Raw genomic sequence first — 19,986 nt, 5'->3', positions numbered from 1 at the left:
TAAAACCCAATACTAAACAAAGACTTAAACTTTTAAAGCTGCATTTATGAACGACCGTAACTGATAATGCGCACGTCAATGTAAGATATATCTCACGGGCATATGTCCGTAATGGCGCTTATCGCTTACAGACTTACTTTGCATATGGTTTAAAAAGAAGCTCTCCGGATACTTTATTAAAGGCAAGTGCTTTATAAGTGCTAAATCCTTCTGATTTAAAAAACGTATTATGCTCTTGGCGTGTAACAAAAACGGCAAGCCCTTTAGCCCCTGTATTTTTAGTTGCTAAATCATCTAAGCCTCGTAACAGGTAGCGCCCAAGTCCGTGGCCTTGCACGTGCGGGTCTACCGCAATAAACGCTAAATAGTAGTAATCGCCAATCTCATTAAGCGCAGTGCGTATTGTTTGCTCTTTTTCTATTAGTTGGTTGGTTTGCAAATACCCTGCGCTCAGCATTAACTTTAAGCGCCAATGCCAATAACGCTCTGGTTGTAATTGGCTGCTTGATTCAAATACGCACGCCACTGCTTTTAATTTATCATCGCGGTACAAGCCTATTAATGGCAGTTTTTCTTGCCAAAAAGCACTGAGCTCTTCGCGTATCACTGAACGTAATTTTTTCTCGTAGGCAGCCATATTATGTTGATCATAACCTAATAAATTTTGAAGGAGCGGATCATCATGATAGGCCTGATAGATTAAACTCCCTGCAATGCTTATATCTTCAGGGGCAAGGTATTGTACGCTTAATGTGTGCTCATTAGAGGTGACTGTCATTGTGTATCCTTTTTGCTTTACTACCCTCAACGTTGCCAAACTATTTACCGTATATAAAGTAATTGGTAATTGTATGGCGAAAATGTTTATCTATACTGCAAGTTAACTATATACCTAAAGCAAAAATACCGTCAATTCAGCGAGAGTTTAACTAGCAAAGCCTATAGTCTGGCTCTAAGCTTGGTTTAATTTAATCAGATGGAGTAATAATATGGATACGACAAAACACGATATGAAAACGTTGTTTGCACAATTGGGTTTACCTAGCTCAGAACAACAGATTGACGATTTTATTGCTTCTCACTCACTAGAAGACACAACGCTTTTACAACAAGCTCCTTTTTGGGATGAATCACAGCAGCATTTTTTAGCAGAATCGCTAGCAGAAGATGGCGCGTGGAGTGAAGTAATTGATGAACTTGATGTGAGGCTTCGCCAAGAAGGTAAGTAATACTAATTTGCTCAATTATGCGACCTATTTTGAGGTTCGATAAACGTGTTTACAGCTAAGCAAAAATTCACTATTGGCTGTTCTAAATGAAAAATTTTTAACACAGGTAGCGACCCGTTTAGCCCCTCAAAATGATTAAGTATTATTGCGAATTGGTATAATCCCCCCTCTGCTTATACCAAGGCTTTATGCACCTTGGTATTGTTGCTACTATAGCACCCGCGCAGCAAACACTTGCTGCGCTTATATATTAAAGAGTTACAAATCTAATGAATGCAGTTGTATTTGATGCAATTAAAGTCCTTCTTGATGAAGGCAAAACCCCTACTGTTGCCCTAACTAAAAGCCGTTTAGCACAACCTGTGCCTATGCCGGTTATTATTGCCGCAGTAAGCCAATATAAAAATAACCCTGATTCAATTCATAATTTAATGAAAAACCCTGAGCAGAGCATCGTTGAGCCTAAAACATCTCAACTCGATCGCATTGAGAAAAAACTCGATAGGTTGCTAGCCCTGTTAGAGCAAAAATAATTTGAGACTATAAATGTTCGTTGTTGATTTAACGTTTGACTGCTACCAAGACACCACCCTAGAGCACGCCGAGCAAGCCATTAACCGATTAGTTAATGCGCTGCGTTTTAACGGCCAAATTATGGGTGAAGAATTCCCAACTGTACTAAAAGATGGCTATTTTATTACCCGTGTAATGTGCCCAACCGAAGACGCCATGCACCCATTAAATAATAGCCCTTTTGTAAAACACAGTATTGAGAAGCTGCACAGTGCAGGTTTACTTGCTCCTAAAATAAAAATTATTGGCCAAGACATTCACTCAAACGGTGCCGATACCTGTAAATCGCCTTCAAGCTATATTTTATACACAACCTATGTGCATACCTGTAGCCCACTGTATTGTGGTGATGACTTTTTACCTGTGCCATTGTTTACTATTCCGGCCATTGCTAATGGGGATTATAAAACACTCATAAAATGGCAAGAAGATTGGCAAGCCTGCGATCAAATACAAATTAACGGCGCTACTCGGTGTGAATTTCCAGCGCTTGAAGAAATATCAAGCACACAAAGTGACTTATATCGCCGCGGTAAAGACATTGCTAAACGTATCCGCTTTTTAACTCAAAAACCGGTTTATTATTACTTATACCGTGTAGGCGGTGTAGATAAAGCCTCAGAACTTGAGCGTAAATGCCCTAGCTGCAATAGTGAGTGGAAATTGCCAGAGCCGTGGTTTGGGTTATTTGATTTTAGGTGTGAGCCATGTGGGTTAGTATCTAATGTTTCGTGGGATTTTCAGTAACTAAAAGCCTGCACTTTGCAAAATAAAGTTACACACCTTATAAAAAATCAGCTTAATGCATTGCACTAAGCTGATTTTTTAATGCTCAATTAAATTAAGTAAAGGCCGCGAGTAAGGCTACAATATCGTTATTTTTACTGTAATAACTGAGCAACCTTTAACGCATCTTGCACAGGGCTTATCCTGCACAATAATTAACGATTACTGCACATTGGTTTAATTAATCTAAACCTCAAGCGCTTTTAAAAAAGATTCTATATTGGGTGCAAGTACATGATGCGGCTTTTTACCTACATACTCTAAACATACCTCACCGGTTTTTACCTGCACGGTAACCAGTAAGTCATCTTGCTCAGTTAAACCAATGAATAGGGTTTCTGGCTGCTTTAATTTTCGTTTCATTAATACATGACCGGTAATATTTTGTTGCAGCAGGTCAAAATCATCTTTATTCCAAGCTTGTAATAACTCCACACGATGACCATCTATGCTGGCTAAAATGCTACCGCCATACATGTGCCCATAAAACTCATCAACCCCTGCTGGGAAGTTCAGCTCAAGCGCGTTAGCTAAATCTGATAACGAACCTGCGGGGGTTTGCAAAGCACTTTTCCATTGAATATTGCCTTGTGCGTCTACCTCGCCAAACTCGCAAGGACTAGGCCATTGTTCATCGTGTGCCATAAGCGGATATTTAGCGGTGTTTTTAACGATTTTTTCACAAAATTGCGTGTGAAGTTGGGCCATTTGCATTGCAACAGACATACTGCGAAACTCATTTAAATTAGATATAATGTCCCTATTGTAACTATTTAAGAGCAAACATGACAGATTACAGCAACTCTCCAGACCTTAAAGGTAGTGTGTTAGGACAATCTACTGAATATGTAGATGTATATTCGCCTAGCTTGCTTTTTCCTATTGCCCGCAAGTTAAATCGTGATGCTTTAAATATTGACGAAGCCGAACTGCCCTTTAAAGGCCAAGATATTTGGACAGGTTATGAGCTTTCGTGGTTAAACGCTAAAGGTAAACCGCAGGTTGCCGTGGCGCTGTTTACTTTTGCGTGCCAAAGCAGCCATATTATTGAGTCTAAGTCGTTTAAACTTTACTTAAATAGCTTTAATCAAACCCGCTTTGAAAGTATTGAGGTGGTAAGACAGCATTTAATTGAAGACTTATCAAATGCGGTAAATAGCGATGTAGCGGTAACGTTATACGCACCTGATGATTATAACTGCTTACCTTGCACGCCATTACCAGGGCAATGTATTGACGATTTAGATATTGAAATAGATAACTACGATATTGACGCCTACTCACTTAAATCAAAAAGTGACACCCTGGTTACTGAGACCCTGCATAGCCATTTGCTTAAATCTAACTGCTTAATTACCTCGCAGCCAGATTGGGCCAGTATAATTATTCGTTACACTGGTGAGCAAATATGCCATGAGGCACTCTTGCGTTATTTAATTTCATTTAGAACCCACAATGAGTTTCATGAGCAATGTGTAGAGCGTATTTATAGTGATTTAACCACGCAGCTAAACATTAAAGAGCTTGAAGTCTATGCGCGTTATACACGCCGCGGTGGGCTGGATATAAATCCGTATCGTTCAACGCACTATAACGATACGCCTTTTGCGGTAAAAATTAATCGCCAGTAATACCAATCGACTTAAATATCACCATAAAAAAGGAGCTTAAGCTCCTTTTTTATACCCGTTATAAGCTAGTCAATGCGCTTAGTCGGAATAGGCATTGCGCACACATCAATATAATTATGGGCGTATACAAACCAAGGTTCGGTACGATTTTTTCGCGCCTCAATCAACTCTCTAAATGATTGCGAGTCTGTTTTCATAACATTAAAGGTGCTTTTATCACGCTTAATATCGGCTAACACCTCAATGTTTGTAATTGGGTTAAATGGCGTATTAGGAACAGGCTTACGCTGTAAGCGATTAAAGTGCTCCATACCTTCAAGCACTCTTCCAAATACAGTAATATTTTTATCAAGGTAGCGCGGGCCTTGGCCAATGGTGACAAAAAATTCAGTGCTTGCACTGTTTATCTCATTGCCACGCGCCATGGCAAACACACCGTGGCAATGTACCTGCCAAGTTTGTGTATTAGAGGCGTTTTGTGCGACAGCAAAACCGTTTAAAAACCCCGTTACAGGCGCGTAACCATCGCCTTGTAGCTCTGTAATTTTAAGCGGCTGTGCGGTGCTATGGTAAAACTCTGCAGGCACAGTTTTATTAGCCGTTTTAATTGCTTTATTGCCTGAGCTGTCGCCACCTTGGGCTACAAACCCTTCAACAAAACGATAAACACGGGTATTTTTATAAAAGCCTTCTCGTGCAAGTTGTTTTATGTGCGCAGTATGTTTAGCTGCAAGCTGCGGGTTAAGCTCAACATAAGCCGCCCCTGTAGGCAGCGTAATTTTTAAAACATTTTGCCTATCTACATTTCGCCATTCGTGCGCTTTAGCATGCTTTATTACCTCGCTTGCGCTACGGATTGGAGTTTGTTGAGTGCCCGCGTGCTGCTCTGTGTGTTGGGCGCAGCCAGTTAATCCTGTTATTAGTGCTGCTAAATATAATCCTTTCATATAATCCTTATACTGCCTATTTAGTCCCAATCAAACTTATAGAGTAAATCAACATTTTGATTTAAACCACTGGTGATCTCTACATAAAATTGCGAAAGCAGCTGATAGCGAATAGCGACCTCGCTGAGCGAGTCAAATACCCCTACGCTGTATTTAACTTGTAAGCTAGGCGCTACATAGCCCGATATTTCAAGCTTAGTGTTATCGCCAGAGCCCGTTGAACTTAAGCTTACATCAGATAAACCAATGGTTTCGCCAACTTTAGATACAACGCCTTCACTGCGGCTCACCCCTTGTGAGAGCAATAACTGAGTAAGCATAGCATCGCTTGAACTGTCGCCCTCGCCTAGCGGCTGCCCATTGAGTAAATAGGCCAGCGCTTGTGCTTGATCCATTGCTGGCTCAGAAAATACTTTTAAGGTAGGTTGCTCAACGTTACCAGTAAGCGTAACACCAGCCACAACATCGTTTGCTGTGGTGTCTGGATTACGTATGGCTTTAATATTTAAAAATGGTTGCTCAATCGAGCCACTAAAGCCAATTTGCCCAGTACTAATAATTAAATCTTGGCCAAAAGCTAAATACGTACCATCAATTAAATTTAGCTCGCCGGTGGCAATTATAGGGGCACCTTGGCTCATTTTGATGGCTAAATCACCCGCTATCTTCGACTCAAGACCAAACGATTCTATTTTTACATCGTTTTTAACAATCACTTTTAAATTTACATCATAATCAAACGGCACGTTTTCTGCCGTTTCAGTTTGTTGATCAACAATAATCTCATCGTCGCTCACTTGAACGGCGCCCTCTGGCAGCTCTTCAATCATTACCCTGCCATAAGGCACAATCACTTCGCCAGACAGCTTTAATGCATTATTTGCAAGTCCAATGGTTAAATCAGGCGATACTTTAAACGTCACGCCTTGCTGCGCGCGTACAAAAAACTGCTCGCCGTTAACGCTTACATTTACCTCAGGCTGGGCGCCTTGCCAATCTACGTCGCCGGTTAGGTTGATTTTACCGCCTTGGGTGTCGTTTAAATTACCTTTAATTGTGGCGGTGGTTTTATCAAATAAAATATTTACATTAGATTTTTGCAATACCACCGGCAACTGCTCACCTTCTAAATTGATATCACTGACATTTAGCTCACCATTTAATAGTGGGTCTTGCAAAGTGCCGGCTACTGCCACGTTACCTGTTATATCGCCTTTTAATTGCTCAAGGGTTTCGAGAAATGGATGTAAGTCTGATAGCAATATTTTATCTATATTAAGGTGACCGTTTAATATTTGCTGATTTTGAATATCATCAATATTAATTTCGGTGGCTATTTTACCTAGCACACTTGAGCGTAAATCGGCCTCTAGCTTACCCGTTTGAGAGTCAGTGTAGGCACTAACTTTTAGCGTTTCGATGGGTAATCTAAACCGGTCTTCCTCTGAGGTAAGAACAGCAACAAGGTCATGCGCATTTAAATTAGCGCGAAGTGTTTTTAATGCGCCCTCGTTCCAATTTGCAGCAAAGTCGCCGCTTATATCGCCACGCGTACGCATGTTATCTGGTAAAAAGTGTTTAAGCTCTTCAAGCGCTAAATTGCTCAACGTAGCATTAAATTGGCCCAAGTTTTTAGTTTGCGCAAGGGTATTAATACATAGCTCACTTTTGTTTGAGCGCCAGCAATGCGCACTCACATCAAAATCGCTGGTTTGGGTATTAAACATCACCGCAATTTTTTTACTATTACTAAAGCTAAGCTTTTTGTCACTTAGCGTTATATTACTGAGCGAGCCATTCCACACGTTATTATTGAGCTTACCGGTTACTTCAAGTTCAGCAGCGCCTTGCTCTGCATCTATGGCGGCCACCAGCTGATGGTCGGTTTTATCGCCAGTGGCAGTTAGCTCAACACTATTAATTACCTGATCAGCAACCATTGCTGAGCCTACGTTTAAGCTCACATCGGTTTGCCAATCTGCGGCTGTATCGAGCTGACCTTTAAGGGCGAGTTTATTAACGTTTATGTCGTTATACATAAAGTTATCGAGTAATAACGATAAATCAACGGCGGGGGTTAAACGGGGTCCTCTAATTTTTAAATCGGCCTTACCGTTTGCAACAAATGGCAGATTAGTTTGCTCATTTCCTGTCAGTGTTACTTTTCCGTCAACCTGCCAGGTGTCGTCAACTTGCCCGCTCAAGGTTAATTTATTGGCACCGCTACTTAAATACAGGCTGTCTATGTTGGCTTTTAGCGTATTGTTAAGTGTAAAGTTTGAGGCAAATTCAAGCGGTGTTTGGTTCAGTGTACCTGCAAGTTGTGTATTATCCATTTGCAAGTGCCAGTTTTGCCCTTCGCTGTTAAAGCGCCCTTCTAGCTGGCCAGAAATATTACTTGTAAGCGCATCTGTTAAGTATTGTGCTTTTAAGCTATTTAGCGAACCGGTAAAGTCAGCTTGTATGCCCTTTTGCCAATTAACATTACCTTTAAATATTGCACTACTGTCGTTTGCTTTTAGGCTTAAGGTACTTAGCTGCGCTTGGCTAAGCGAGCCGTTTAATTGCGTGTTTAATACTACCGCTGGATAGGCACCTAATTGGCTATGCGCTTTTAAACTTAGCGTGTAATCATCCGCATTACCCGAGGCTGATAAATCAACATTATTTACTTTTAGCTCGTTACTTTGAGCGTCAATCAACCATTGCTCAACTTTACCAGTAAGTTCAAACGGATAATTTTTTTGTTTTAAATTAGCCGTTGCCGTTAGATTTAATGGGTACTGACCAGTCGTGTGTAAGTTTATGTTTAAATCAGATAGGTCACCACTTAACGCTAAATTCGCTTGGTGCAAGTCGCTGTTTAGCGCTACTTTCGCGTTTAATGGTAAATTACCTGCAAGCTCACTAGTTAACTCTGTATTTAATTGCCATTGTTGGTACTGCGCGCTAAGCGTTTGTAAGTTAACTTTTTCATCTTCTACATTTAATACAAGCGCTATATTTTCGATTGTGTGAGTTTGCTCACCTTGCTCAATATCCACCTTTTTAACGTCAAACTGCTCTACCCGTAAATTAAGGGGCGATGTAAATTCTATATCTGGTAACGCAGGTAGCGCTGTTAGCGCCTGGCCTTGATTAGCCGTTGCTTGATTAGATGAGGCGGGTTGCTCTTTAAGCTTTACCAATACATCACTAATAGTTAGGCTTTTTAATGCTAAGGTTGCATCTTCAGCTTTCGCTGCAAGGGTAAAGTTATTTACGGTTACATCAGCACTGGAATGATTTAATACAAATTTGTTTATTGCTACATTTTTAACGGCAATATTAAAGGGAAACGTAATTTTAGTTAATGGCTCTGAGGTGCTCTGTTGTGTGGCTTCGGGTGCATTGCCAAGGGCAAGTTTGATTGACCGCGCACTTACATTTTCAATACATAGGCCATCGCACTGCCACCAAAATAAATCTATTTTAAGCTGCTGCGCTTTAAAATCTGTACTTTGGTTTTTAAAGCTCACATTAAACGGGTTGTTATATAAAAAACGCCCTTTTTTAATCTCAATATGTAAGCCGTCCACCATTTTATTGGCACTATAAGCAATAAATTGATTACCGGGCGCAGTAAATAACAAGCAAAATATAATAACGGCAAGCGTGATTAAAACGCCGATGATTGCGGCGGATATTTTTTTAAATACTGACATTAAATTTCTGGCCCTATGGTAATGCTTAAACGTGTGCTTTTACTTTCTTTAGTAAGCCCCCATGCATGGTCTACTTTTACGGGGCCAATGGGTGTTAAATAACGAAAGCCAAAGCCTGCGCCCACTTCAAAGTCGTCCGAAAAATCATTTGTGGCGGTACCGCCATCAACAAATAAAGCGGCGCGCCAATTTTGTGCAAATTGGTAATTGTATTCAATAGTACTGGTTAGTAAGTATTTACCACCAATTAAATCACCGTCTTCATCTTCAGGTGAAATAGACTGATAAGCAAAGCCACGTACACTTTGGTCACCACCGGCATAAAAGCGCAGCGAGTAAGGTACGTTTTCAATATTATCGACCAGCATGGCGCCCACGTTTGCTTTTAAAAAAACTAAGTGTTTATCTAAATAGGTTCGCAGCCACGCATGCTGCAGCTGCACCCGCACTAAGTTTGTGGTTGAAAGTACATCATCTAAACCAAACTCGGCCGAAATTAGCCACTGCTCACCCCAATAAGGCGTTGTGCCTCCTTTTGACTTTTTGCGGGCATAGCTAATACCGGGCATAAGCATTTCGGTGCTTTCTTCTGGTTCATCACCAATGCGGTATGTTTCTTGGTCTCGACGTAAAAAGGCCGTGCGTACCCATTTATCTTCAGTTAACCATTGGCGTTGCAGTTGGCCGGTCAGTATTTCACTGTATATATCATCGGCAAGTTCATCTTCTAACTTGTAACCCACTGATAAACGCCATAAATCGTCGTTAGGGTCATCTACCGGAATGGTGTATGCCATAGAAATATCTTGCTGTTTCTCAGCTACATTTAAATTGCTTTCCAGATAATGCCCGTCTTCTGTGATCCAAGGTTTACTCCATTTAAAACGCACTTTCGGACCCAGCTCGGTATTAAAGCCACCGCCTACTTCGTAGCTATTAGCAGGTTTGTGTAGCACATCAATATTTATAGGCACTTGTCCGTTGGCTCTTGCTGGTATATCGGCATAAATACGCACGCTTGCAAAATACGGTGTGCTTGAGAGCTCAAGGTTATAATCGGCAATTTGTGTGGCTTTATAAGCTTGCCCTTGGGTAAAAGGTGCAAGTGAACGAATGTATTTTTCTGCGGGGGTTTCGCTGGCAATGATTATATTGCCATACGTGTAGCGCACGCCGGTATCTATATTAAATGTAATAACGGCACTGTTTTTTTGCACTGATATCGCAAGCTTTCGGGCTGGCCATTTAGCATCAAAATAGCCTAGCTCTAATAGCATTGACTCTATTTTTTTATGCGCTGAGTCGTACCTGCCATGATTAAGAACATCGCCCTGGGTTAAATTTAAGTTTTTAATAACGTTTTGTAATTGCGAGTCGTTTTTACCCTCACCATTAAGCGTTATATTAATAGCTTCTATGCGCGTTGCAGGGCCGCGCTCTACTTTAACGATAAGCTCTTTGTCGTCTTTATCAAACTCAATGTCTACCGTTGGGTTGTAATACCCCAGCGCTTTAATACTGCTTTGCACTTGTTTTTTAGCATAGCGGCGCAAGGTTCTGGTGGGTTTTTCGCCAACCAGTTGTTTTAAATATAGCTCAACGTTACTTTCTAACTCGCCACTAATCCCTTTAATTTCGTAATCTTCAATTACCCTTTGCTCAGCGCTGGCTTGAGTGCTTATAAAAAAAGCTAAAAAAAACACAAAACGTAATAACTGTTTGAACAAGTAAATATCCTTACTTTTTATTCTTTAAAATTTAACCACCAATGAGTTGCATACTACCATAGCCATAATGAGCAACACATTAACTTAATGGTAATCTTGCACCAAATTTCACTCCCTTTTAAAGCCTATAAAGTTAAAATTAATACGCTTTAAAGCAATATTTTGGTTACAATAGTGGCTACGAATACAAAATTAATTTTAAATGAGTTTTTAATGCAATTCCCTGATGATGATAACGGCCAACTTTTAGCCGAAATAGCCGCTGCTGGCGTTGATTTAAGCAAAATGCACCAAATCGATTTTTTCATTTTATTTGAACAACAAGCTGATGCTGAAAAATTTGCCAAAGAAATAATCTCTGATGCATTAGTACAAAGCGCAAACGTTGAAAAGTGTAAAGACACTGGCGTGTGGGAAGTGATTACTCATGTACAAATGGTGCCAGAGCACACATTGCTTGGCCAAGCAGAGCAATACCTTGAAAGTATTGCTAATAGTTATAATGGCTATGGCGATGGCTGGGGTTTAATGGACGAAGACGCCGCTTAACAAAAATCAGTTAAGCTTAACCGCTTAACTGATTAGCTTTTCTAAAGTTGCCAGAGTAATCAAATAATTTATCAGATACCTTCCAGCCATACTTTTTACTTTTACGCGCGATAACAAAATCGGGATGCACTAAATCATACTGTGCCTTAATAACCTGCTCAGCACTTTTAAATTCGACAGGCGCTTGCCCCTGTCCTAAGCGTTTACCAAACTGTTTATTAAAAATATACTGCCCGCCTTTACTGGCAAGGTTATATACCTCATCGCAACTTGCACCATCTTCATCAAAGTAGGTTATTTTAATTAAATCATCTTTAAGTTTTACCACTGATAACCCACTACAGCGCAGTACTAACGCATCTTTTAAATTAAGGGCGTTACGTAGCTTGTCGTCGGGGTCGGCCATTACTGCGCCGCAATCATGGCATTTACGAGCTGCTATATCGTTTTGAGCGCCGCATTGTTCGCACTCTTTAAACCTAAACCGATAATCGCATTGCTCTTTATGGCCTTCGTCATCTTCTAATAAACCTTGGCAGCGCCTGCCAAAGTGCTCAACTACTTTGCCATCAGAATCGGTTTTTCCCCAAAAAATATTTGCAAACCCACACCCAGGGCAAAGCACTTGAACGGGCTCATTATCGCTATCACCTTTTTTATCGCCCACCTCAGGGTGAAATAAATCAAAGCCGTTGCCTGCGTAATCTATAACTAAGCAGTCTGTTTTTCCTTCATTTAGCCTAAGCCCACGGCCAACAATTTGCTGGTATAAGCTAACCGATTCGGTGGGGCGTAAAATAGCGATAAAATCGACATGCGGCGCATCAAATCCGGTAGTTAAAACAGAAATATTAACGAGGTATTTTATGTTTTTTTGTTTAAATTGATTTATTAATTTATCGCGTTCTGCATTTGGGGTATCGCCAGTTATAAGGGCACTTTGCTCTGCGGGTAAATAAGTTAAAATTTCTTGCGCGTGCATCACCGTTGCCGCAAATATCATCACGCCTTGGCGGGTTTCACTGTATTGTATTACCTGCTTCAGTATAGCTTGCGTTGCGCGCTCGCTATTTTTTAAAAGCGCATTCATGTCATCAGTCGTATATTGACCAAACGCATTCGTAGCCAGGGACGAAAAATCATAATGACTAATTGCCGCGTCCACTTCATTTGGCGGCGTTAAGTAATTATGTTTGATCATATACCTGAGCGGTAATTCAAATATACAGTTTTTAAATGGACTTTCTTTATTACCTTTTACAAAACCATGGTAATGATGATGGTATATCCACCCCATTCCTAATCTATAAGGTGTGGCCGTTAAACCCAATACTTTTAACTGAGGATTATATTCTTTGAGCGTATTTATAACCTTTCCATATTGGCTTTTTTTATCACCATTTACTCTGTGGCACTCATCAATAATAAGCAAAGAATAATGCTCATTTAATTTATTTAAATTACGCGATAAAGACTGAACACTGGCAAAGGTAACTTGGTGGCTGAGTGATTTTTCTTTTAACCCTGCTGAAAATATACTCGCTTCTAAACCAAAACTTTTATATTTTTGTGCGTTTTGTTCTACCAACTCTTTAACATGTGCAAGCACCAAAATTTTTTGCTTAGCAATTCGCGCAAGCTCTGCAATAACAAGGCTTTTACCCGCACCGGTAGGCAGTACAATCACGGCAGGATCATTTGTTTTTCGAAAATGTAAAACGGTGCGCTCTACGGCCTCTTGCTGATACGGCCTTAATTTATAGCTCATGAAAATAGTAAATAGAATAACCAGAAATGCAGTTTAACAAATACTAAGCGACTGCGGGGAGTTTAAGGTAAGTTTTGGCCAATAAAATCTCGCGTACAAAGCGTAAGCCTTAGCCTAAGGTTTAGTTATTAAGTTATACGCCATTAAAAAGAGAAGCCGTAGCTTCTCTGTTACTTTATTAAGCTAGGTGCTTTTGTAAATCAACACCTTCAAACGCTTTAGGGCGACGGCCACGACCGGTCCATTCAATCACTTCGCCATCTACTTCAATACGATACTTAGCTTTTACTTTAGTACGTTTATCTGCAGTACCGTCTTGTAAATCTTCTAACGTAAGTCCTTTTTCTTTTAAAAGATCCAACACTTCCTGTTTAGCTTGTAGCTGCTCAGTATATTTTGCAATCGCATCAGTGATTAATTGTTGTGCTTTTTCTAGCTCAGTTAATGATGCTGTTTTAATAAAAGATCGAACTTCTTTCATTTATATCTCTCTTGCTTGTTGGAGTTAACTTTTTAGTTTCAAAGCAAGTATAAACCCAACAATATATTTTTACCATGAGCAATTTTACTCCATAGTAAAAGGTATAAAAGCAAATACTTTAGCATGAGAAATCAGCATGGAATAAGTATAGTAATGGACTTTAATATCAAATAAAAAATATTTAACCTCTATTAATTTTTTAATAGAGGTTAATAAACTTATAAAGTTAAAGTCTATTTATCAATTTTTACACTACCACGGGTCATCTCTCTCATTGCCTCTTGGCTTAATTTTTCTTGGTAAGCAATTTGTTCAGGTGTTCTACACACTCTTGTTGCAATGTTGCTACCTGTGGTTTTTTCGAGTTTACATATTTTGCCATCGCTTTCACTGGCCTTAAGCGCTGCTGCACTAGTGCAACCTGAAGCTAAAATTACTAATAATACGGTACAAAGATGTTTCATTGTTTATCCTTAATTTAAGTGTGTTGAGGGAGTATGTCATAAGCAATTGTTACTCGTTCCATTTCACTATTTAGGGTATTAGTCCCATGCCAAAAATAGGATGGAAATTGAATAAGTTTGCCTTCCTCTGGTTTTAATGTTGTCTCAGGTAAAAGCTTAGTGTTCATATTAAATCCTGGCTCACCTAGCTTTAACCACCCTTCTTGGTTGGTTGATTCAGATATCAGCGTGGGTATAGATACATAAAATGGTGAACTCATCCAACCTTGGCTGTGATAATGATTTTTATGAAAACCTTTACCTTTCAGAATTACCGACCATGAATCAGTCACTTTAAAATCACCAACATTTCTTTTTAAAAAAGGGTGTTGATTATCTTTTGGAAGCCTTGATAAAAAGCATGACGTTAACTCGTATAGCTCCTGCTTTAGTATTTTTAGTATCGGCAGTTGATAATCAAATAACTTTTCTGCGGTTTGAGAACCATTAACTAAAGATTGCTCTAAAGGATGGTTTTGATAATAATGATACTGTTTTAACGTACCTTTAAGCTCAGTTAAAAAATCATCTATAGAAGCAAAGCCAGAAGGTGTTGCTATTTTCTCCTGCATAACAAATAAATCATAATTGCAGTAATATGAGTACAGCTCGCTTTTTAGTAATCTCAATGCTGTAATTTTAATACACAAGTACTCTTGGTTATATTCGTCTTGATTTAATAACTTATTTATAATGTTCAATGCGTGATCTGGTTTATCTATCGCAATATAGCTTTTGGCTAATTCTATGTACGCGTGATTATTCTTAAACCTATTACTGGCAGCTAAATGGGTCTCTAAAGATTCATCAAATAAGCTGTTTTCACGTTCGTAATCACCCACTATAGAAAACGCTTTTTGTGGGCAATTGCTTTGAGAGAGTATTTGCTTTGCTATTTTGTAAGCCTCAGTTTGCTTACCCGATGTATAAAGCTTTTGTGCAAGCTCAGCTTCCAGTGCAGTATTTTTTCCAGTTATTTTTAAAGCATGGTTATATGAGGATAAAAAACCAGAGTCTGCAGTTTCCCATAGCATTTGGTTTAGCCAATGATGACTGTCTAAATCTAGCGGGTTGATAGTTGTTAGTTCTGTATATATTGCTTTGGCTTTTTTAAACTTACCGGCTAAGTGATAGCAGCTGGCCATATTTTTTTTAGCTTCAACTAAACCAGGGCTTAATTTTAAGCTTTGCTCAAAAGTTATAATTGCTTTATCCCAAAAGCATAAAGCTTTTAAAGCCAACCCTTTACTATTGAGAATACTAGCATCAGCACCAAAATTACGAATATAATCATCTGTGAGCCTATCGACCTCAGTAAACTTCTCAAGCTTTAAGTCTGTTTTTATTTTTGCACTGAGAATAACTGCATTTTGAGGGGATAGTGTAAATGCTTTATCAATGTATTCTTTTGCTTTAGTAAATTCATTCTTTTTAAAGTACAAAACAGAGATATTATAAAGTGTTTCTATATCGTCACTATATATAGCCAATACATTTAAATATTGTTTTATTGACTTATCAGGTTCACCCAACAAGTTATATAATTTCGCTTTATTTACATTTAAATGAAAATGACGTGGACTTAGTTTAATACCTTTTTCAATCTCGGCTAAACATAATATATAATCTTTTTTCTTTTGGTATGCTATAGATTTTAAGTGATGAAGGTGCGCTACAATACTCGATTCATTACTTTTAATCGAATTAGCAATTTTTAATGCCTTAAGGAAATTATTATTATTAATTTCCTTAAGGATTAAGTTGCTTACATCTTGAAATGACATGCCTTGGCTTTGCATATGTTCTCTTAAATAATAAAAAGGCCGATAATATACCGGCCTTAGCATTAAAGCTTATGCTTAGAATGAAATAGTTGTACCTACAAAGAAGTTACGACCGATGTACTTATACAACGTAGTATCTGTATTGGCATCATCATAATCGCTGTAATATGGAGGCTCTTCATCTGTTAGGTTATCTATACCACCACGTAACGAAACATGCTCGTTAAGTTGGTAAGTACCACTTAGTGTATGTGATACAAACGAGTCAGCTTCTGGTGAATAGTAATCCGCAGGGTCTCCATCAAATAATGCAACTGATTCTGTAACAAGCGAATCTACATACATCACTTTGTATGAAACAGTCCAATCATCACCGGCTGCACGTAAGCTTACATTATGTTTCCACTCAGGAATTGAGCCAGAACCACTTGATGCAACACCTACGTAATCTTGAATAGGCTCACCAGCAAACTCTTGTACTTCCCATTTAGAGATGTAAGAAGCTTCCCAATCAGCTCTCCACGCTAAGCCAGCAGCGTCAAAGCTATATTGAGCGTTGAAATCTACGCCCGATAGGTTCCAAGTAGAAAGGTTTTGATCAAGTGATGGAGTACCATCAAAGTTACCCGTTGCATCACGTACAACACCTTCACAAAGTGCAAAAGAACCACCTTGTCCACCTTCTTCACCCGCGCTATAACATTTATCTAGCTTAGTCGTAATACCAACAGAGCTTATTACGTTATCTACTTCAATATCGTAGTAATCAACAGTAAAGCTTAGCCCTTCAATTGGCTCAACAACAAGACCAACTGTAAATGTATCAGCAGTTTCAGGACCTAGGTCTGGGTTACCGCCAACAACCGCACGAAGTTGACCACTGTTTTGTGCAAACGTACCATCTGAAGGAATTAGGCCGGCTGCTGCATCAGAAGCACAGGCTGTTTGGTATCTAGAATCAAAGCCAGCACCACCAAAACCAGTACAAGGGTCTGTATAATTGGTGAAGCTATCTGACTGACCACCGTAAAGCTCACTTACACTTGGTGCGCGAAATGCTGTTGATAATACAGAGCGAAGCATAACTTCATCTGTCATACGCCAAGTTAGACCTAACTTATAAGTAGTATCTGATCCAAACGTATCGTAGTCAAAGTAGCGAAGCGCAGCTTCTAAATCTAAAGACTGAACCAGTGGTAAATCATTCAATAGTGGAACAACAAGCTCTACATATGCTTCGTCAACTTTATAGCCACCAGAAGTTGGCTGTACGGCATTACCTGAACCGATACCAGATGAAGAGAATGCATCTGGTTGATTAAATGCTGATTCTTCACGGTGCTCTAGACCAAATGCAAAGCCAACAACACCAGAAGGCATTTCAAATAAATCACCCGAAATTGAAGCGCCTAAGTGGTGCATTTCTGTACCTGAAGTACCCTGATCGGTGTAACGCAAGTAATCGGCATCTGACTGTGAAAGCGCGCCTTCACCGAAGTAGTTAATACATGGAGCAGATGCATCGTTGCCTGTAACCGTGTAGTCACTAGGCGAACCTGTAACCGAGACACCTTCACAGTTTTCATTTACTGACGCTATCATTTTGTCTACGTTGATGTAGTTTTTAGAACGGTCAATAGCGCTATTTCGACCATATGTATAGAACACATTCCAAGCGTATTGATCAGCGATAAAGCCCTCTAAACCAGTTGTAAATTGTGCTGTATTTACTTCTTGCTCAAATACACGGCCACCCATTTCTGACATACGACGCAGCGGTAACATGTCTACATTGTCGCCAGGAGTTGCAAAATCATACAAGCCTGAGAATGGGTAAACTTCTGGGTTTTGACTTAATACCCAACTACGACCATCAACACTGTATGTGTAGTTGATAGGTGCTGGTGCCATTTGTTGCGTTGAGGTACGGTTTGTATAGTACGCTTCTGCAAAAAAGTTTAAGTTATCTGCTAATTCATAATTACCTAACACGCTCACATTATAACGGGTTGCAGGCGTAGATAAGTATGAAGCAGAAGAGTAGTTATAGGTATCGTTGCCTTCGCCACTACCCACATATGTGTGATAGCCAGTATCAGTTGATGAACCGTTACCGCCAGGCTCAAACTGAACTCTTCTACCATCATCTAAGATTGCATTCATACCTAAAGAGTTACCAGAACCGGCACAAAAACGCTCACCGCCACTTTCAGCGTATGGACATGCTGAATAATCTCGGTCGCTAGCACGTACAGTACCACGGTCGTAAAAACCAACGTTTACAACAACATTACCTTTATCACTGCTCACACCAAAGGTGCTACTTAAGCTAGCTTCTTCACCGTCACCTTCACCTGTCTCTGCATAGCTGGCATCTAGCTCAAAGCCTTCAAAGTCATCGCGCATGATAATATTAACCACACCAGCAAGAGCATCAGAGCCGTAAACAGCTGATGCTCCGTCTTTTAAAACTTCTATGCGTTTTACAGCGCTAAAAGGAATGGCATTAAGATCCACGGTAGAAGATGCACCAGTACCTGAGGCAATCATACGGCGTCCATTAACAAGTACCAATGTACGTGATGAACCCATACCTCTTAAGTTAACAGTTGCATTACCATTACCGCCATTATTTACAGCAGCAGTTAATCCGCCCGACTGAGCGGTAAGGTTTTGTAACGCATCGGAAATATTTGAAATACCCTGAACTTTCATATCTTCAGTAGTAATAATGCTCACTGGTGAAGCGCTTTCAAGATCTGCACGTTTAATTCGTGAACCGGTAACCTCTATACGCTCTACCTTTTCAACTCCCTCTTCAGCAGCAATTGAATTTGCTGAAAATACAGCTGTAGATGCCGTACCAAAAGCAATCGCTAAGCGCACCGCTTTTGAAACTTGGTTATTTAACATTGGATTCTCCCTGAAATAATTTTATTTATATATTTATTATTTTAGCCATTAAATAAATAGCTTAAGAAGTGAAAGTACCGCTTCTTTTGTGAATGTTAGTATCAATATATAAACATAGTCAACATATTAAAAACCAATAATTCACATCAATTTAAATATAATTAATATTAGTTTATTTCGATAAAGGGGACAAAAAATAAAGTATGAATATACCAATAACCGGAACAATGCATTTTTGAAAATAAAACGTAAAATACTTCTACTTATTTACATTTTTAAAGGTGTTAACAAGGTAATTTAAAATTTATAAATGACAAGGTGACCAAGAACAATGTTTAACAAGTCGCCAAAAAGTAAAGGAATCGGGAGCTGCAGCTCGTATGGCCTTTGGAATACCATCAAAGCTGCTAGATTATTAATGTGCAGAACAGAACAAATTTTAGTAATGGGGCTAGCTATTTGCGTCCTTTGTAAAGCGTTCCGATATATTCATTATTAGAGTCAACTAAAGCCTCTTTAAATGTTTTATCCCCTAACAATAACAACTGGCTAATATCCTTAGAGTTTAACGCCGCTTCCTTTAAGTCACTTAACCTAAAGATCAGCCCTTCGAGCTCTTGAGTAAATAATTGATAAGCGCGTTCTAAATCAATTTTTCTATTATTCAAAATAAACTGAAAAAAGTCGGGATACCGTGTTCCATTAACTGCGTGAGGGTGTACTTGCCTTTCAAGCTGGATAAGGTTATTTATTGTTTTTATCAAGCTATTAACCTGAGCATTATCATCTTTTTTCAGCTCATCAATTAGCTGCTTTAAAGGAGTTAACAAGTCACTACGTACACGTACAGCAGACTCCAATATAAGCACATTTGGTTTAACTATATCTGAATCTATTTCGTGGCAAACAATTTGATATAACCCACCCGGTTTTAATACCCTAAATAATTCAGGAATGCTCTTCGAAAGCTCACTGTATTCAATTGCAAATTGAGCCACTATCGCATCAAATTCATTATTTTCAAAAGGTAAGGACTCTGCACTTACATCTGATAAAATACTAGAGTCGGGCACGCCTGTAACGCTCTTTGCCACTGTTGCTTTATCAATACCAATAAAGCTCAGCTGATCTTTACTACTATCGTGTATAAGCTGTATCAGTGCACCATTGCCTGTTCCTATGTCTAGTATTTTACACTGTGGACTAAGCTCAGTAGCAAAACTTGTCCAGCTCTGCTTGAGCTTGCCTGTATAGTTTTTCTTAATATCCTGCCCAAATGAAGTTAAATACCCTTGAGACCAATACTCACTCCAATAATTTTCCATAAAAAATCCCCATAAAAAAAGGGCTGAATAAATTCAGCCCTATATATCAACCTGTTTCTAATTAAT

General features: G+C 39.3%; 16 protein-coding genes. 5 read left to right on the top strand and 11 right to left on the bottom strand.

What is annotated here, in order from left to right:
- Positions 1-133 precede the first annotated feature (133 nt).
- Positions 134-778 (bottom strand): GNAT family N-acetyltransferase, encoded by a 645-nt coding sequence (locus tag MSC25_RS08755; RefSeq protein ID WP_248443194.1) that lies wholly within the window; start codon positions 776-778, stop codon positions 134-136.
- 211 nt (positions 779-989) lie between these two features.
- On the opposite strand from MSC25_RS08755, the gene MSC25_RS08750 reads away from it, so the two are divergent.
- The 3 genes from MSC25_RS08750 to MSC25_RS08740 all read left to right on the top strand — a co-directional run bounded on the left by MSC25_RS08750 (position 990) and on the right by MSC25_RS08740 (position 2,549).
- Positions 990-1,229, top strand: coding sequence for a DUF2789 domain-containing protein (locus tag MSC25_RS08750; RefSeq protein ID WP_004585970.1), 240 nt, complete (start codon positions 990-992; stop codon positions 1,227-1,229).
- 269 nt (positions 1,230-1,498) lie between these two features.
- Positions 1,499-1,762, top strand: a complete 264-nt coding sequence (locus MSC25_RS08745; RefSeq protein ID WP_004585969.1) for a hypothetical protein — start codon at positions 1,499-1,501, stop codon at positions 1,760-1,762.
- Positions 1,763-1,775: 13 nt separating this feature from the next.
- Positions 1,776-2,549: a Zn-ribbon-containing protein gene (locus MSC25_RS08740; protein ID WP_126006505.1), complete on the top strand. Its 774-nt coding sequence runs from the start codon at positions 1,776-1,778 to the stop codon at positions 2,547-2,549.
- A 225-nt stretch (positions 2,550-2,774) separates the two neighbouring features.
- On the opposite strand, the gene syd is transcribed toward MSC25_RS08740, so the two are convergent.
- On the bottom strand, positions 2,775-3,314 hold the full coding sequence (syd, locus tag MSC25_RS08735; RefSeq protein ID WP_248443192.1) for a SecY-interacting protein: 540 nt from the start codon (positions 3,312-3,314) through the stop codon (positions 2,775-2,777).
- A 59-nt stretch (positions 3,315-3,373) separates the two neighbouring features.
- Here syd and queF point away from each other — a divergent pair, with 59 nt between their 5' ends.
- Complete coding sequence (queF, locus tag MSC25_RS08730; protein WP_154945283.1) at positions 3,374-4,219, top strand: NADPH-dependent 7-cyano-7-deazaguanine reductase QueF; 846 nt, start codon at positions 3,374-3,376, stop codon at positions 4,217-4,219.
- Positions 4,220-4,284: 65 nt separating this feature from the next.
- Here the strand turns inward: queF and MSC25_RS08725 are convergent, their stop codons facing one another.
- Genes MSC25_RS08725 through MSC25_RS08715 form a run of 3 tightly spaced genes read right to left on the bottom strand, consistent with a single transcriptional unit; the run spans position 4,285 to position 10,597 of the window.
- Complete coding sequence (locus MSC25_RS08725; protein ID WP_248443191.1) at positions 4,285-5,166, bottom strand: peptidylprolyl isomerase; 882 nt, start codon at positions 5,164-5,166, stop codon at positions 4,285-4,287.
- Positions 5,167-5,186: 20 nt separating this feature from the next.
- Complete coding sequence (locus MSC25_RS08720) at positions 5,187-8,870, bottom strand: translocation/assembly module TamB domain-containing protein (protein ID WP_248443190.1); 3,684 nt, start codon at positions 8,868-8,870, stop codon at positions 5,187-5,189.
- Positions 8,870-10,597 carry an autotransporter assembly complex family protein gene (locus MSC25_RS08715; protein ID WP_029774018.1) on the bottom strand — a complete coding sequence of 576 codons (1,728 nt, stop codon included), beginning with the start codon at positions 10,595-10,597 and terminating at the stop codon, positions 8,870-8,872. Before MSC25_RS08715 ends, MSC25_RS08720 begins: the two co-directional genes overlap by 1 nt.
- A gap of 213 nt (positions 10,598-10,810) precedes the next feature.
- Between MSC25_RS08715 and MSC25_RS08710 the strand changes: the two genes are divergently transcribed.
- Positions 10,811-11,146, top strand: coding sequence for a ribonuclease E inhibitor RraB (locus tag MSC25_RS08710; RefSeq protein WP_024033700.1), 336 nt, complete (start codon positions 10,811-10,813; stop codon positions 11,144-11,146).
- Positions 11,147-11,162: 16 nt separating this feature from the next.
- Here MSC25_RS08710 and MSC25_RS08705 read toward each other — a convergent pair whose 3' ends face one another.
- The 6 genes from MSC25_RS08705 to MSC25_RS08680 all read right to left on the bottom strand — a co-directional run bounded on the left by MSC25_RS08705 (position 11,163) and on the right by MSC25_RS08680 (position 19,920).
- Entirely contained in the window at positions 11,163-12,914 is a 1,752-nt protein-coding gene (locus MSC25_RS08705) for a DEAD/DEAH box helicase (RefSeq protein ID WP_029774019.1), read from the bottom strand.
- 178 nt (positions 12,915-13,092) lie between these two features.
- Positions 13,093-13,395, bottom strand: coding sequence for an H-NS histone family protein (locus MSC25_RS08700; protein ID WP_004585960.1), 303 nt, complete (start codon positions 13,393-13,395; stop codon positions 13,093-13,095).
- A gap of 233 nt (positions 13,396-13,628) precedes the next feature.
- Complete coding sequence (locus MSC25_RS08695) at positions 13,629-13,859, bottom strand: hypothetical protein (RefSeq protein WP_029774020.1); 231 nt, start codon at positions 13,857-13,859, stop codon at positions 13,629-13,631.
- Positions 13,860-13,873: 14 nt separating this feature from the next.
- Positions 13,874-15,697 (bottom strand): putative 2OG-Fe(II) oxygenase, encoded by a 1,824-nt coding sequence (locus MSC25_RS08690; RefSeq protein WP_248443189.1) that lies wholly within the window; start codon positions 15,695-15,697, stop codon positions 13,874-13,876.
- A gap of 60 nt (positions 15,698-15,757) precedes the next feature.
- Positions 15,758-18,595, bottom strand: coding sequence for a TonB-dependent receptor (locus MSC25_RS08685; RefSeq protein ID WP_029774022.1), 2,838 nt, complete (start codon positions 18,593-18,595; stop codon positions 15,758-15,760).
- Positions 18,596-19,050: 455 nt separating this feature from the next.
- On the bottom strand, positions 19,051-19,920 hold the full coding sequence (locus MSC25_RS08680; RefSeq protein WP_055255219.1) for a class I SAM-dependent methyltransferase: 870 nt from the start codon (positions 19,918-19,920) through the stop codon (positions 19,051-19,053).
- Positions 19,921-19,986: the final 66 nt, after the last annotated feature.

It is taken from the genome of Pseudoalteromonas sp. 1CM17D (assembly GCF_023161805.1).
Lineage (GTDB): Bacteria > Pseudomonadota > Gammaproteobacteria > Enterobacterales > Alteromonadaceae > Pseudoalteromonas > Pseudoalteromonas atlantica.
The sequence above is the reverse complement of the archived record's forward strand: the minus strand, read 5'-3'. Positions and strand labels throughout refer to the sequence as shown.